This window comes from Petrotoga olearia DSM 13574 (assembly GCF_002895525.1).
GTDB lineage: Bacteria > Thermotogota > Thermotogae > Petrotogales > Petrotogaceae > Petrotoga > Petrotoga olearia.
The window spans coordinates 17,900-34,166 of the sequence record NZ_AZRL01000022.1; the positions used below are offsets into that span (position 1 = coordinate 17,900).

The following is a 16,267-nucleotide window of genomic DNA, read 5'->3' on the forward strand; positions in this document are numbered from 1 at the left end:
TTTGTGCAAAAAATTTTTTTTAAATAAAACTAGGTTTTGGGGATCTTAAGGGGGAACCCCCTTAACGTTTGGAGGCGAAATCAACTATGTTTGTCCCATTATCAGGTGCAGATATTACTGACTTTGAAAAAAAAACTATTATGGATGTTTTAAATTCTGAAAGACTTGCTCTGGGACCTTACTTAGAAAAATTCCAAGAAATAATAAAAGAGTACGCTGATACAAAATATGCTCTTGCTGTGAATAGTGGGACATCAGCCTTACATTTGATTTTAAAGGCTTTGGATTTTCAACAAAATCAAAAAATGATCGTAACGCCTTTCACTTTTATTTCTTCGGCTAATGTAGCTTTGTTTGAGAAAGGAATACCGGTCTTTGTTGACATAGATCCTCATACTTACAACTTATCTATCAAAAATTTAAAAGAATTCATAGGCAAAGATTACAGAGATGAGGTTACAACTTTTATGGGTGTAGATATTTTTGGAGTTCCCTTAGAGTGGGATGAGATACTTAAGATTCTTCCAGATAAAATAAAAATAATTGAAGATTCTTGTGAAGCACTAGGAGGAGAATATAAGGGGCGTAAATTAGGAACTTTTGGAAAAGCTGGTACATATGCTTTTTATCCAAATAAGCAGATAACTACCGGTGAAGGCGGAGTTATAGTTACTGATGATGAAGAAATATTTGAGTTATGTAAGTCCATGTCTAACCAAGGTAGAGGCAAAAGCGGTGAATGGCTAGTAAGCGAGAGACTCGGATACAATTACCGCATGGATGAGATGTCTGCCGCACTTGGTTTTGCTCAAATGAAACGGATAGAAGAAATAAGTTCTAAAAGAAAAGAGAAAGCTATGAATTATTTTGATTTGTTTAAAAGTGAAGAAAGAGTAGTTTTACCTTTCATTCCGCAAGAAGTTACTTCTCAAAGTTGGTTTGTATTCGTTTTGAGATTGAACTTAGATTGGGTATCAGAGTTAATTCATATACCTACATGGGTTAGAAATTTTGATCTACCTATGAAAATTGAAGGGGAACAAAATAGAAAAGAATGGAAAGAATTAGTAAATAAGATAAGAAAAGTCTTACGAACCTTCTTAAAAAAATTGGGTGAAAAGGGTGTTGAATCTAAAAATTACTTTTATCCTGTCCACTTACAACCTTTTTATAGAAAAATGTTTGGTTATGAAGAAGGAGATTACCCAGTCACAGAGCTCATCTCATCTTTAACTTTTGCGATCCCATTTTTCTCCAATATCAGTCTTGAAGAACAGAATTATGTATATCAAATAATAACAGATAGCTTAACGGAGATGAAAAATGAAACATTTGACTAAAAGATCTTTTAGATTGATGATAATAGACTATATTTTGTTTTTCCTTGCATACATTGTTGCGATGTTCATAAGGTTTCAGTTTGACTTTGTGGAGATGAGAAAGTACATCTCCCCCATTTTTTTCTTTCCCTTGATTATGGTAATTGTTTTTTATTACTCTGGAATATATAGATACATTTGGAGATTTGCCACTCTTAACGAATTAAGGCCTGTATTTAATAGTGGTTTCATAGGTTTTCTTATCAACTTTTTTGTTTTTGAGTTTGTAAGAAGATATATAAGCAATATTTTCACTCTTCCTTTCAGTGTGGCAGCAACCGCATCTGTAGTTGGAGTAGTCTTTGTTTCAGCTAGTAGGATATATTGGTTTTCAAGACACTCTCGAAATTATAAAAAACAGATAAGTGGAATTAAAAATATCCTTATAATTGGAGCGGGGGATGCAGGAACTGAATTGTTGGGGGAGTACGAGAGGCATCCAGAAGAGGGATCGGTTGTAGGCTTTTTAGATGATGATCCAGAAAAGATAGGAAGAAACATTCGAGGCTATCCTGTACTGGGGAAAATAAATCAAGTTATGGATTTTTTAGATAAATATAACGTTGAAGAGGTTATAATAGCTATTCCCAGTGCTTCATCTGATCAGATAAAAAAAATCATAGATTATGTTGATACATCAAAGGTTAGGCTGAAAACTTTGCCAGGAATCTTGGAAATTTTAGATAACAAGTTATCACTTGGTTTTCTACGAGAAGTTGATATTTCCGATTTACTTGGTAGAAAGGAAGTTAGTGTTGATTTAAAAGAGATCAAAGATTACATAAAAGGCAAAAAGATACTGGTTACTGGTGCAGGAGGGAGCATAGGTTCTGAAATATGCAGACAAGTTATGCCAATGGGACCCAAAGCTCTTTTCTTACTAGGAAAAGGTGAAAACAGTATTTTTGAAATATCAAATGAATTGAAAGACAAGTTCTCAGATGCGTTTATAGAAGAACTTATCGCGGATGTGTCTGATGAAAATAGAATGAGGTATTTATTTTCAAAATATGGATTTGATGTTGTTTTTCATGCCGCTGCTCATAAACATGTTCCCCTCATGCAAAAAAACCCAACAGAGGCCTTTAAGATCAACACGATTGGAACTTACACCGTAGCAAAACTCTCTGGAGAATATAATGCAGAAAGATTTGTATTTATCTCCACGGATAAAGCCATCAAACCAACATCCATAATGGGTGCTTCAAAGAGACTTGGGGAAATTATAGTAAAGACATTGTCCAACTTTTATCAAACAAAGTATGGAATTGTAAGGTTCGGAAACGTTTTAGGAAGTAGAGGTAGTGTGATTCCAATTTTCAAAGAACAGATACAAAAGGGTGGTCCCGTTACGGTCACACATCCAAATATGAAAAGGTATTTCATGACTATTCCTGAAGCTGTCTCTTTAGTATTACAATGTGGACAGTTTGCTCAAAAGGCTGAAATATTTGTTTTAGAAATGGGTGAACCTGTCAATATTGATCGCTTAGCAAGGGACTTGATCAGACTTTCCGGGTACATCCCTGATCAAGATATCAAAATAGTTTACACAGGCATCAGGCCTGGTGAGAAATTATACGAAGAAATATTCTTGGAAGATGAAGATTACGAGAAAACGAGAAACAAACGAATCTTTATTTCAAAATCCAACAATCACGAAATAAATAAAGAGAAACTAAATGAATTGATAGACCAAATAAATATTATGATAAAAAATAATGATTACAACAGTGCTATTGAGATAATAAAAGATTACATTCCAGATTCAAATATTTCAAAGATTAGCGAAGGGACGCTAACAACTACAACAATCAAACAAGGAGGCAAAAAGCTATGAAAGCATTAATACTCTGTGCAGGGAAAGGAACAAGACTTCGACCACTAACCTTCACAAACGCTAAACCATTGATACCGATAGCTAACAAACCAACCATTATGTATAGCTTAGAAAAAATAAGGGACGCTGGGGTTACAGAGATTGGTTTGGTAGTAAATTCAGAAAATATAGAAGACTTTAAAAAAGTCTTAGGTGACGGAAGTCAATTAGGTATAAAATTATCGTATATTATACAAGATCATCCAAAAGGTTTGGCTCATGCGGTAAAAGTTTCAAAAGACTTCCTTGATAATGATGACTTTATAATGTATCTAGGGGATAACTTGGTAAATTTTGATCTTAAAAATTTTATAGACCAGTTTAAACAAGGAAATTATGAATCTTTTATACTTTTGACTTCCGTTGATAACCCTTCACAATTTGGAATAGCGGTGATGGAAGATTCTAAAGTAACAAAGGTTGTCGAAAAACCAAAAGATGCTCCATCGAATCTCGCAATAATTGGGGTTTACATATTCACTCCGAAGGTTTTTGAGGCAATTCAAAATATTCAACCTTCGTGGAGAGGGGAACTTGAAATCACCGATGCTATCCAATGGTTAATAGATAATTCAAAAAACGTTGGAGCTCACATTGTTGAGGGTTGGTGGAAAGATACAGGAAAACCTGAAGATTTGATCGAGGCAAATAGAACGATTCTTAGTACTTTAAAAGAACGAAAAATAGAAGGAGAAATAAGATCAGATTCCTCAGTTCAAGGAATGGTACATATGGGGAAAAATACGAAGATAATGAATTCTATTATCAGAGGACCTGTAATAATCGGAGAAGACGTTACAATAAGTAATGCGTACATAGGGCCATACACAAGCATAGGTGACAGTGCTTATATAAACTCTTCAGAGATTGAAAATAGTATAATCTTAAGTTATGCAAATATTTCAAATGTGTATATAAGGATAGAATCGTCTATTATAGGAGAAAATTCAAAGATTTATTCAACAGAAAGGAAACCATATTCACTAAAATTAGTTATAGGTGATTATAGCAATATACAAATACCAAAATGATAGATAATTATCTTGGAGGTAAGAATAATGGACGATAAAATAAAGATAATAACAGAACTTTGGAACAAACTGTATCCTGATAACAATAAATTGGAAACGCTCTTAGACTTTTTAAAATCAAAAAAAGATTCTTTCGCCTATATACCAAAAGATAAATTTTGGTATAAAAAAGGTTTGGTCTATTCTACTTATGTGGATCTGTTCGCTGGTGATTTTGACAAAATGAAAGAAAAATTAGATTATTTGAGTAATTTAGGTGTAACTATCTTATGGCTTCTTCCTATTTTACAGTCTCCAATGAAAGACCAAGGATTCGATATTTCTGATTTTTACAATGTTCGAGATGAATTAGGCGGTAATGAAAGTTTTTTTGAGTTCATTAATCTTGCCCACGAAAAAGGCATAAAGATCCTTTTTGATGTTGCAATAAACCATACTTCTGATGAACATCCATGGTTTCAAGAGGCTAAAAGATCAAAAGATTCTAAGTATAGAGATTATTATATATGGAGTGACACCGATAAAAAATACTCTCAAGCCCGACTGCTTTTTAAAGGAATGGTAAACAGCAACTGGACTTACAACCCTGAAACAAGTGACTATTATTTTCATAGATTTTACGAAATACAACCGGATTTAAACTACAGAAATCCTGACGTGCTGATAGAGATGATCAAAATTTTCACCTTCTGGAAAGAACATGGTGTTGACGGTTTTCGGATGGATGCAGCACCATTTTTATGGAAAGAAGAAGGTACTAACTGTGAAAATTTAATTCAAACTCACTGGATTTTAAAAATCTTCAGAGCAGCTTTGGATTACCTAAAAGAAGGAACAGCATTGATCGCAGAAGCTAATCAACCTCCTAAAGACGTTGTTGCATACTTTGGTAATTCTGACGAATGCCAAGTTGCGTACCATTTTCCGGTTATGCCAAAAATTTTTTTAGCCATAGCTGAAGGTAATCCAAACTATATAATAGATACCCTTTCTGAAAAAATTACTCCGTCCATTCCTGAAGATTGTCAATGGTTCGTTTTTCTAAGATGTCATGATGAATTAACCTTAGAATTCGTCGACCCAGAAGAAAGGGCAAAGATGTTGAAATATTATCTGCTCGATGAAAGATGGAACTTTAGAGAAGGAGAAGGCATCGCAGGAAGATTGTACAACCAAATGGGTAAGGATTATAAAAAAGTGCTTTTAGCTTATTCAATTTTGTTTTCTTTGGATGGAACACCGATAAATTATTATGGTGATGAAATAGGAATGGAAAATAACGAAGAATTTTATAAAAAAATGACTGAAAAAATAGGCTACAAAGATTCAAGATTTTTCAACAGGGGACCTTTCGATGAAGAGAAAAGAAAAGAAGCTCTGAACAACCAAGAGAGCGATAGTTATAAGATTTTTCATGGAATAAAAAAGATGCTTGATTTGAAACAAGCCAACGAAGATCTGTTTTCAGAAAAATCTACGTATGAAAATATAGATGGTGTATTTAAAGTTACAAGAAAAAAAGGAAATAAAAGTATTGTTATCTATAACAACTTGACCGCTGAAAGCAAATCATTAGATAATATCACTTTGCAACCCCATGAATATTTTTGGAAAATAAGTTAAAATCGCTTCGAGGAACAAATTGTAGGGTGGGGAGCGGGGTGAAAGGGCGCTATATACAAAGTTTCTAAAGGTAGTCAAAATCTTTTTAGGAGGAAAGTTAGTTGACAAAAAATGATTTCATTGAAATAAAAAGGATAGTCTCTGATGCCGGTGAAAAATTAAAAATGTGGAGTACCGAGAATTTTCATGTTAATTCAAAAAAATCTCGAACCGATCTTGTAACCGATGTGGATTATCAAATACAGGAATACCTAATACAAGAGATAAATAAAAGCTTCCCAAATTCATCATTTTTAGCAGAAGAATCAGGGTTAACTAAAACTCCTGATAAAAACGAATATTGGGTTATAGACCCTATAGACGGTACGGTTAATTTTTCAAGGGGATTACCAGAACATTGTATCTCGGTTGCCTATGTTGAACATCAAGAACCAACAATAGGGATTATCTATTCACCTTTCATGAACCTTTTTTACTCAGCCACAAAAAACAATGGCGCTTATTTAAATGATAAAAGATTGAGACCTCACTGGGCTAAAAATTTTGAAGATGCTATGATTTCCCTTGGAAATGAGAGAGGGAAAACATATAAATATTTTAAAGCATTGGAAGAAAAAGTTATGAGGATTAGACTGTTTGGTACCGCCGCCTTGCAGATCGCTTATGTGGCGTCGGGTTTTTTGGATGCCTTCATATCTATAAGATCTCATCCGTGGGATGTAGCAGCGGGACATTTAATATTAAAAGAAGCCGGCGGTGAAATTGTAGATATCGATGGAAAAAATGTAAATATTTTTCAGTCGGACGCTCTTTACTGCAACCCTTATATTACTCAAGATCTGATAAATAATTTAAAAAATATTCAAAAATTTCAATGAAGAGTAATAATTCGTATTGATTGGTCCAACGAAACAAATGCGCCCACAGGGCGCATTTTTATTTAAGTGGTTCGTATTTTTATACTTTCTTCTACCGGTGTAATATAAATCTTTCCATCACCTATCTTACCTGTTTGCGCGTGTGTTTTTATAGTTTCTATAATTTTTTCAACTTTACTTTCTTCGGTAACTATTTCTAACTTGACCTTTTCCTTGAATTTTACTTCATATTCTTTTTTCTGTTTGTAATTTTCTACCTCTTTTTCCTCACCTTTTTGACTACCATATCCATAGATCTTATCAACATTAATGCCCTCGATACCTACTTTTTCTAATCCTACAATGACTTCCTCAAATTTTTCTGGCCTGATAAAGCATTCAATTTTTTTGTATCCCATATTATTCACCCTCCTCATCAATTTTTACTCTCACGCTTCGACCTTTAAGCGGAGTTAAATCAGGATAACTGACAGATCCATGCTCTACAAAATCTAAGCCCTCTATTTCACTAGTAGAATCAATCCTTAAACCTATTGTTAAATCGATACTTTTAAAAAGGATGTAAGTAGTTGCAAGGGTCCAACCTGCAACAGCTAACACCCCTTTAAGCTGGGTTAAAAACAGGTTTACTCCTCCACCGTAGAGCAATCCACCGTCCACAGCAAATATTCCAACCATTAATGTACCGAATGCTCCGCCAACTCCATGAACAGAGATCGCTCCAACGGGATCATCGATATGTATTTTGTCGAAAAATTCTATAGCTAGAACAACTAAACTACCGGATAAAGCACCTATTATAGCAGCTCCCACGTTAGTAACACTGGCGGTGCCGGCGGTGATCCCAACCAATCCAGCTAAAACACCATTTAGGGTAGAGTTGACGTCCGGTTTTTTGTAAATAAACCAACCTATAGTCAACGCCCCCAACCCTCCTGATGCGGCAGCTAAATTTGTAGTCATCGCTATATCAGCGATTTTGAGATTTAAACCTGAAATGGTACTTCCCGGGTTAAAACCAAACCATCCAAACCATAGTATGAAAACCCCTAAAGCAGCTAAAACTAAGCTATGTCCTGGAATCTTATTCGGCGTTCCATCTGATCTGTATTTACCGGTTCTTGGCCCTAAAACCATTGTTCCCATCAGTGCAGCCCATCCGCCTACGGAATGAACCACTGTGGAACCTGCAAAATCAACCATATCTGATAACCAACCTCCACCCCATATCCAATGACCAACTATGGGATATATAAATGCACTGATGAAAACACTGTAGATCAGATAACCTGTGAATTTAGTTCTTTCCGCCATTGTTCCCGATACTATAGTTGCAGCGGTTGCAGCAAATACCGTCTGGAATATTAAAAAAGCGTTAAGCGGAATGTTTAATCCCAGATATTCAAAACTTCCTTGCCAACCTATGAAAGCATTCCCAAGCCCAAACATAATAGTAAATCCTACTAGCCAGTAAAGTATTGAGCCCACTAAAAAATCCGTAAAGTTTTTCATGATGATGTTTACCGTGTTCTTTGATCTTGTAAACCCTGCTTCCACGAGCGCAAATCCAGCTTGCATAAAAAACACTAAAAACGCTGCGAGTAAAGTCCACATAGTATCGATGGAGCGTACCACGTCCTCCATAGTAAAACTATCTGCAAGTAAGACGGTTGGAAAAATAAAGGCAACGGACAACATCAACAAACCCTTCCAAGCTCTTTTCATAATACCCTCACACTCCTTTTTTTATTTTTTACAAACCCCAGAATATGGTACTTAACGTAGACTTTTTTCACCTCCCATTACAAAATAAAAAAACCGACGCATTAATTTTTCTGCGTCGGCTTTATAACAACAATACTACAGCGTTTTGAGCCGACGCTGTTTATTATTGTTATTATTGGAAGAAATTAAGTATTCATTACACTCTTTTGCCGCTTGTTTCGCTTCATTTATTGCCCATACTACCAAACTTTGTCCCCTTCTCATATCTCCAGCTGAAAAAATCCCTTCTACATTTGTCGAATATTTTCCTTCTTCCGTTTTAACGTTTGATCTTTTATCTATTTCTACATTTAGCTGCTCAATTAAATACTTTTCAGGGCCTAAGAATCCCAAGGCTAACAGAACTAAATCTGCTTTCCATACCTTTTCTGTTCCGTCTATTTTTCTTGGAAACAATTTCCCTGTTTTATCCTGTTCCCATTCTACTTCAACGGTATGGACCTCTTTAACATTACCTTTTGTATCTCCAACAAATCTTTTAGTTGAAATGTTATACAATCTCGGATCTTTACCGAATAGTTCTGCATATTCCTCCTGAGCATAATCAACAGTTAAAACTTTGGGCCATTCTGGCCAAGGATTGTTTTGCCCCCTTAAAAGTGGAGGTTTGTCCATAATTTCAAACTGTACCACGCTTTTACAACCCTGTCTTAAACTAACGCCCACACAATCCGTTCCTGTATCGCCTCCTCCGATTACGATAACACTCTTACCCTTGGCAGAGATCTCCTCAATATCTTTTTCACTTTTTAAAAGTTGAGACAGTATTCTCTCGTTCGCACTCTTCAAAAATTCTGTGGCAAAGTATATCCCGTTTAGGTTTCTTCCCTCCACATTTAGATCTCTCGCTTTAGCGGTACCTCCACATAATACAACGGCATCAAACTCTTCTTTTAGCTTTTGAGCTGGGTAATCTTTACCAACGTCCACATTAGTCTTGAATTGTATACCTGATTTTCCCATCAATTCTATACGTCTTTTTACAATCTTTTTGTCCAATTTCATATTTGGTATGCCGTAAGTCAATAAACCCCCAGGGTAATCATTCTTTTCAAAAACGGTAACTTCATGACCATATCTGTTTAACTCCCAAGCACATGATAACCCTGCCGGTCCAGAACCTACAACAGCCACCTTTTTACCAGTAGAGTAAGATGGTTTATCCACTTCTACCCAACCATTTTTGAATGCTTCTTCTATAATATAATATTCAATACTTTTAATGGAAACCGGATCCTTTACCAAATTGTTTACACAAGCTTTTTCGCATGGAGCCGGACAGACCCTCCCTGTGAATTCTGGGAAACTATTTGTTTCGATCAACCTTTCGTAAGCTTCTCTCCAAAGGTTTCTATATACTAAATCGTTCCATTCTGGAATCAAATTATTCAAAGGGCACCCCGAGACCATATGATTTATCAATATGCCAGAATGGCAAAACGGCGTGCCACAGTTCATACATCTTGCTGCTTGCATTCGGAGTTCATCTTTTTCCATTTCTATATATAATTCTTCCCAATCATTTATTCTTATCTTTGAGGATCTTTCTTCAGGGGTTTTTCTCTCATACTTTAGAAATCCTTGAGGGTCGCCCATATAGTGACCTCCTTTACAAATTGCGAATGTTCAATGCGTTTGAACCAAAGATTGTTGCTTGTAATTATCTTTAAATGCCTTCATAAGAGCTTCTTCTCCGGTAATCCCATCGATATGTACTCTATTTACAGCCTTCATCATTCTCTTGTAATCTTTGGGTATAACCTTAACGAATCTTTCCTTAGCTTTTCCCCAGTTGTCCAAAATGTTTTTAGCCACCTTACTACTCGTGTACTTGTAATGCTTTTTTATCAACTGTTTCACTTCGTTCTCTTCGTTCTCATCTTCAATCTTTTCCAACAAAACGGTATCTTTGTTACATTTGGATTCAAAGCTATTGTCTTTGTCATGTACGTAGGCTATTCCACCTGACATACCTGCGGCGAAGTTTCTACCCGTTTTAGCAAGTATAACAACCTTCCCACCTGTCATATATTCACATCCATGTTCGCCAACACCTTCGACAACAGCAGTAGCCCCACTGTTTCTGACCGCGAAACGTTCACCTGCTAAACCACTGATGTATGTTTCTCCGCTTGTTGCTCCATACAATGCAACGTTACCAACAATTACATTTTCTTCCGCATAGAATCGAGAATCCTTGGGGGGGTATACTATAATTTTTCCGCCCGATAAACCTTTCGCTATGTAATCGTTTGAATCACCTTCTAATATCAACGTTTCCCCCTTGGGTATGAAGGCTCCAAAACTTTGGCCAGCTGATCCTTTGAAATGTATTTCTATTGTATCTTCAGGCAAACCTTCCTCACCATATCTTTTAATTATTTCACTTCCCAAAATTGTTCCAACGGTTCTATTCACATTTTTTATATCTACAGTGGCCTCAATCTTTTCTCCGTATTCTAGCGCATTCTGGCAAATGGGAAGTAATTTAGTTATGTCCAAGGTATCTGATAAACCGTTGTTTATTGGTTTAGGATATTGGCTGAATGAGTAATTTTTTATTTCTGGTTTGTATAATAATTTTGAAAGATCAATACTATGTGTTTTCCAATGATTTTTTATTTCTTTTTGTCTTAATTTATCAACGCGTCCAACCATTTCACTAACCGCTCTGAATCCTAACTTAGCCATATATTCTCTTACTTCAGATGCGAGAAAGTACATGAGATTGACAACGTATTGAGGATCGCCTTTGAAATTTTTTCTCAGTTCAGGGTTTTGTGTCGCAATTCCCACAGGACATGTATCCAAATTGCAAACTCTCATCATGACACAACCTAAGGCAACTAACACAATTGTGGCAAACCCAAACTCTTCTGCGCCTAAAAGTGCTGCAATCACTATGTCTTTTCCAGTTAGCAACTTACCATCCGTTTCCAAAGTAACCCTGTCTCTCAACTTGTTCATCACCAAGTTTTGATGAGTTTCAGCCAATCCTAACTCCCATGGCATACCCGCATGCCTTATACTAGTACGTGGTGAAGCCCCTGTACCGCCATCAAAACCGCTTATCAATATTACATCCGCTCCAGCTTTTGCTACACCCGCTGCTATAGTACCTACACCAGATTTTGAAACCAATTTTACGTTTATTCGAGCGTTTCTATTAGCGTTTTTTAGGTCGTATATCAATTCAGCCAAATCTTCTATCGAGTAGATATCGTGATGTGGAGGTGGTGAAATAAGAGTAACTCCTGGAATAGAGTTCCTTACCTTTGCCACCCATGGATAGACCTTTTTCCCAGGTAGCTCTCCACCTTCTCCAGGTTTTGCACCTTGGGCTATCTTTATTTGGATCTCTTGAGCGTTGCTTAAGTAGTTGATCGTGACTCCAAATCTTCCAGAAGCCACCTGCTTTATTGAACTATTCTTTGAATCCCCATTTTGTTCTTTTGCGAAACGGTTTGAATCCTCTCCACCTTCACCTGTGTTACTCTTTGCACCTATTCGATTCATAGCTATTGCTATGGCCTCGTGGGCTTCTTGACTTATTGACCCGAAAGACATAGCTCCTGCTTTGAACCTTTTAACAATCGATTCCACAGGTTCTACTTCGTCAATGGGAATTGCTTTCGTTTTATCGAAATTTAACTCAAAAAGACTTCTCAAACTGTATAATTTGGCATCTTCGTCGACTATAGATTGTGAAAACTTTTTGAAAAGCTCATAATCGTTGTTTTTAACAGCATTTTGTAAATAATAGATGGATTTAGGGTTATACAAGTGATACTCACCTTTTGCCCTCCATTTTATAAGGCCTTCTGACTCAAGCTCCGATCCTTTATTAACCTGATTAAATGCATTTGAATGGCGTTTAGAAACTTCTTGAGCTATTTCTTTTATACCTATTCCTTCTATTTGTGAAGTGGTTCCCGTAAAAAATTGCTTTACGATAGACTTTTTTATCCCTACTATTTCGAAGGTTTGAGCACCTTGATAGCCTTGAAGGGTTGAGATCCCAAGCTTTGATAATACTTTTTGAATACCTCTCAAGGCTGCATCTTTACACCTTTGAACGGCTTCTTCATATTTCAACCCTTTAATGTATCCTTTGTTAACTAAACTTTCAATACTTTCATAGGTGAGATATGGATTGATAGCAGAAGCTCCATAACTTAGGAGCGTACAAAAATGGTGTGCTTCTCTTGGTTCTGCAGATTCCAAAATTATTCCAATCTCTGTTCTATTTTCTCTTCTAACCAAATGGTGATGAAGACCCGATACAGCCAATAAAGCTGGAATTGGCGCATAATTTTGGTTAATTCCTTTATCTGTCAATATCAATATGTTAGCACCATCGTTTATGGCAGAATCTGCTTTTTGAAAGAGGTTTGTAATCGCCTTTTTTAATCCTTCTTCTCCATCTTTTACCTTGTATAAGATGGGTAAGGTAACAGCTTTAAAACCTTCTAAGTCAATATTTTTTATCTTTTCCATTTCATCATTGGTAAGAATAGGGTTTTTGATCTTAATTTGCCTACAACTGATGGATGATGGATCAATAAGATTACCTTCAGAACCTATGTAAAGATGGGTAGAGGTGACAATTTTTTCTCTTATCGCATCTATTGGAGGATTGGTTACTTGAGCGAAAAGCTGTTTAAAATATTCATACAACAACTTTGGACGTTCAGATAAAACGGCCAAAGGTGTGTCATCCCCCATAGCCCCGACGGGGTCAGAAGCATCTATAACCATAGGTTCTATGATCATTTCAATGTCTTCAAATGTGTAACCAAAACATTTTTGTTTTGTATTTAAAGATACATTATCAATTTCTGTATTTCCCTTTTTTGGATGCTCAGGAAGATCTTCAAGATTCACAATGTTCTCTTTTACCCATGAAAAATAGGGCTTTTCTGAAATTATCGGTCGTTTTATCTCTTCGTCATTTAGAATTCGACCTGTGTCAATATCCAGCAACAACATATTCCCTGGCGTGATCCTTCCCTTAGTTGAAATCTTTTGAGGAGGTATTTCAAGGACCCCAGCTTCTGAAGCAAGTACCAATTCATCATTCGTTATGTAGTATCTTAATGGCCTTAATCCGTTTCTGTCCAGTGTTGCACCTACTTTGGTACCATCGGTAAAAATAATCGCCGCAGGACCATCCCAAGGTTCCATTAAGCAACTATGAAATTCATAAAAAGCTTTCTTTTCTGCATCCATTGTTTGATTGTTTTCCCAAGGTTCTGGTATCATCATCATTATCGAATGTGGTAACGATCTACCAGATAAATAAAGGAATTCTAAATTGTTGTCAAACATTGCTGAATCACTACCATCCTCATCGATTATGGGAAAAATATCGTTGATGTTTTCTTCAAAGATATCAGTGTTTACCTTGGATTGCCTTGCCCTCATCCAATTAACGTTACCAATTATAGTGTTTATCTCTCCGTTGTGAACCATATACCTATAGGGGTGAGCTCGTTCCCAACTGGGAAATGTGTTCGTGCTGAATCTTGAGTGTACAATAGAAAAAGCCGATTTGAAAAGAGGATCAGTCAAATCAGGGAAAAAGTACTTTAATTGTTCCGCTGTTAACATCCCTTTATAAACAATTGTTTTAGAAGATAAACTGGCTATATAAAAGGTTTTATTTTCAGCTGTGTACGGTATTTTTATCTCTTTTTCACTTTTTTTCCTAATTAGGTACAATTTTCGTTCAAATTCTATTTCAGATTTCAAGGTAGGATTCTTAGCGATAAAAACTTGTAGAAAAGATGGCATACTTTTTAATGCAGTTGGGCCAACAAATGCTTTGTTGATAGGTACATCCCTCCAACCTATCACCTTTTGGCCTTGATTGGTGACTATTTTTTCAAATTGTTGTTTGAAGATATTTATAAGTGTTTTATCCTGGAAGCAGAAAATCATACCCACGGCATATTCACTTTGATTTGGAAGCGTGAGTCCTAAGCGTTTTGATACGTTTATTAAAAAATCATGGGGAAGCTGCAGCAGTACCCCTGCTCCGTCCCCATCGTTTTCTTCTCTACCTCGTGCGCCACGATGAGCCATATTTTTTAAAACGGTCAACGATTTGTCAACTATTTCATGTGACTTTATTCCTTTTGTACTTGCAACTAATCCAACTCCACAAGCATCATGCTCAAACTTTGGATCGTAAAGTCCATTATTCATTTTAACCCTCCCTCACATATTGGAGACTGCCCCAATACAGCGTGTTTCTGTATAATACTTTTTGGAACCCCGGTTTTATGTACAAAAAAAGAAAATAATAATAATAATAGATATTAAAGGTTTATCAAAATTGGTTTATGTACTTACTAATCTCCCAATCTGTTACCGCTATCTTAAACTCTTCAATCTCCTTTTCTTTTAATTCTATAAATTTTTCAAATATATGTTTTCCCAAGACTTCTTTCATAAATTCATCTTTTTTCAGAGCTTCCAAGGATTCTTGGAGTGAACCAGGTAAATATCTAATATTTTTTTCGTTCTTTTCTTTGTAGTCCATTTCGTAAATATTTCCATCAACAGGTTGAGGAGGTTCTATCTTGTTTTTTATACCTTCTAAACCAGATGAAAATACACTTGCTAACAGTAAATAAGGATTTGCTGTTGGATCTGGAGATCTCAGTTCTAACCTAGTTCCTTCACCTCTCGACATCGGTATCCTCACTAAAGCACTTCTGTTTGATACGGACCATGCGATGTTAACAGGGGCTTCGTATCCGGGAACTAACCTTTTATATGAGTTTATCGTTGGATTTGCCAAAACGGTTATCGTATCAATATGTTTAAAAACTCCTCCAATAAACCATCTAAGCTCATTACTTAACTGATAAGTACCGTTAGGATCGTAAAAGATATTCTTTCCGTCTTTAAAGATACTCAAGTGGGTATGCATCCCTGAACCATTCATACCAAAAAATGGCTTAGGCATAAACGTTGCCCACAATCCATTCAATAGAGCTATCGTCCTTACAACCAATTTAAAAGTTTGAATATTGTCAGCCGTTTTTAGGGCGTTGTCGTACCTGAAATCAATCTCATGTTGAGAATTCGCTACTTCGTGGTGAGCAGCCTCCACTCGAATACCCATACTTTGTAGAGTTTCCACCATGTTTTTTCTAACCCTTTCCCCTAAATCTATGGGAAGTAAATCAAAATAGCCTCCTTTATCAAGAGGAGATAATACTGGCTGCCTCGTTTTCTCATCCCTTGGAAGAATAAAAAATTCTGGTTCCGGACCAGCATATGGGATATAGCCGTACTCTTTCATCTCATTCATGACTTTCTTCAACACATACCTTGGATCTCCCGGAAAATGCTTATCATCAGAAGTATAAATATCACAAATAAACCTACCTACTTTTTCCCTTTCAACGGTCCATGGTAAAACTGTAAAGGTGTCTATATCCGGTTTAAGCAACATATCGGATTCATTGATTCTAACAAGCCCTTCAATCGATGAACCATCAAACATAGTCCCATTAGTCAAGGAAGATTCTAACTCTGTAGATGGAATTTCGACGTTTTTCAAAGCACCGTTGATATCTGTAATCTGGAGTCTAATATACTTTATACCTTGACTTTCTATCTGTTCCAATAATTCCTCTTTTGTCATAAATTTTTTCCCCTCCCAATAAAGTAGAATTTTTG

At 36.1% G+C, this 16,267-nt stretch carries 10 protein-coding genes; 5 read left to right on the forward strand and 5 right to left on the reverse strand.

Going from position 1 to position 16,267, the window contains the following annotated elements; translation table 11 throughout:
* Positions 1-86 precede the first annotated feature (86 nt).
* The 5 genes from X929_RS08065 to X929_RS08085 all read left to right on the forward strand — a co-directional run bounded on the left by X929_RS08065 (position 87) and on the right by X929_RS08085 (position 6,790).
* A complete protein-coding gene (locus X929_RS08065; protein WP_103067517.1) occupies positions 87-1,340 on the forward strand; it encodes a DegT/DnrJ/EryC1/StrS family aminotransferase in 1,254 nt (417 codons plus the stop codon).
* Positions 1,324-3,219: a polysaccharide biosynthesis protein gene (locus X929_RS08070; RefSeq protein ID WP_103067518.1), complete on the forward strand. Its 1,896-nt coding sequence runs from the start codon at positions 1,324-1,326 to the stop codon at positions 3,217-3,219. The genes X929_RS08065 and X929_RS08070 overlap by 17 nt, the downstream gene beginning before the upstream one ends.
* The gene (locus X929_RS08075) at positions 3,216-4,289 is read left to right on the forward strand and encodes a glucose-1-phosphate thymidylyltransferase (protein ID WP_103067519.1); all 1,074 of its coding nucleotides are present in this window, start codon (positions 3,216-3,218) and stop codon (positions 4,287-4,289) included. Before X929_RS08070 ends, X929_RS08075 begins: the two co-directional genes overlap by 4 nt.
* Positions 4,290-4,316: 27 nt before the next feature.
* On the forward strand, positions 4,317-5,912 hold the full coding sequence (locus X929_RS08080; RefSeq protein ID WP_103067520.1) for an alpha-amylase family glycosyl hydrolase: 1,596 nt from the start codon (positions 4,317-4,319) through the stop codon (positions 5,910-5,912).
* 101 nt (positions 5,913-6,013) lie between these two features.
* The gene (locus tag X929_RS08085) at positions 6,014-6,790 is read left to right on the forward strand and encodes an inositol monophosphatase family protein (RefSeq protein ID WP_103067521.1); all 777 of its coding nucleotides are present in this window, start codon (positions 6,014-6,016) and stop codon (positions 6,788-6,790) included.
* 62 nt (positions 6,791-6,852) lie between these two features.
* Here the strand turns inward: X929_RS08085 and X929_RS08090 are convergent, their stop codons facing one another.
* The 5 genes from X929_RS08090 to glnA all read right to left on the reverse strand — a co-directional run bounded on the left by X929_RS08090 (position 6,853) and on the right by glnA (position 16,232).
* The gene (locus X929_RS08090) at positions 6,853-7,188 is read right to left on the reverse strand and encodes a P-II family nitrogen regulator (protein ID WP_103067522.1); all 336 of its coding nucleotides are present in this window, start codon (positions 7,186-7,188) and stop codon (positions 6,853-6,855) included.
* 1 nt (position 7,189) lies between these two features.
* Positions 7,190-8,515, reverse strand: coding sequence for an ammonium transporter (locus X929_RS08095; RefSeq protein ID WP_103067523.1), 1,326 nt, complete (start codon positions 8,513-8,515; stop codon positions 7,190-7,192).
* Positions 8,516-8,650: 135 nt separating this feature from the next.
* A complete protein-coding gene (locus X929_RS08100; protein WP_103067524.1) occupies positions 8,651-10,171 on the reverse strand; it encodes a glutamate synthase subunit beta in 1,521 nt (506 codons plus the stop codon).
* Between the two features lie 30 nt (positions 10,172-10,201).
* The gene (gene gltB, locus X929_RS08105; RefSeq protein WP_103067525.1) at positions 10,202-14,782 is read right to left on the reverse strand and encodes a glutamate synthase large subunit; all 4,581 of its coding nucleotides are present in this window, start codon (positions 14,780-14,782) and stop codon (positions 10,202-10,204) included.
* A 124-nt stretch (positions 14,783-14,906) separates the two neighbouring features.
* Positions 14,907-16,232 (reverse strand): type I glutamate--ammonia ligase, encoded by a 1,326-nt coding sequence (glnA, locus tag X929_RS08110; RefSeq protein ID WP_103067526.1) that lies wholly within the window; start codon positions 16,230-16,232, stop codon positions 14,907-14,909.
* Between the last annotated feature and the right edge of the window lie 35 nt (positions 16,233-16,267).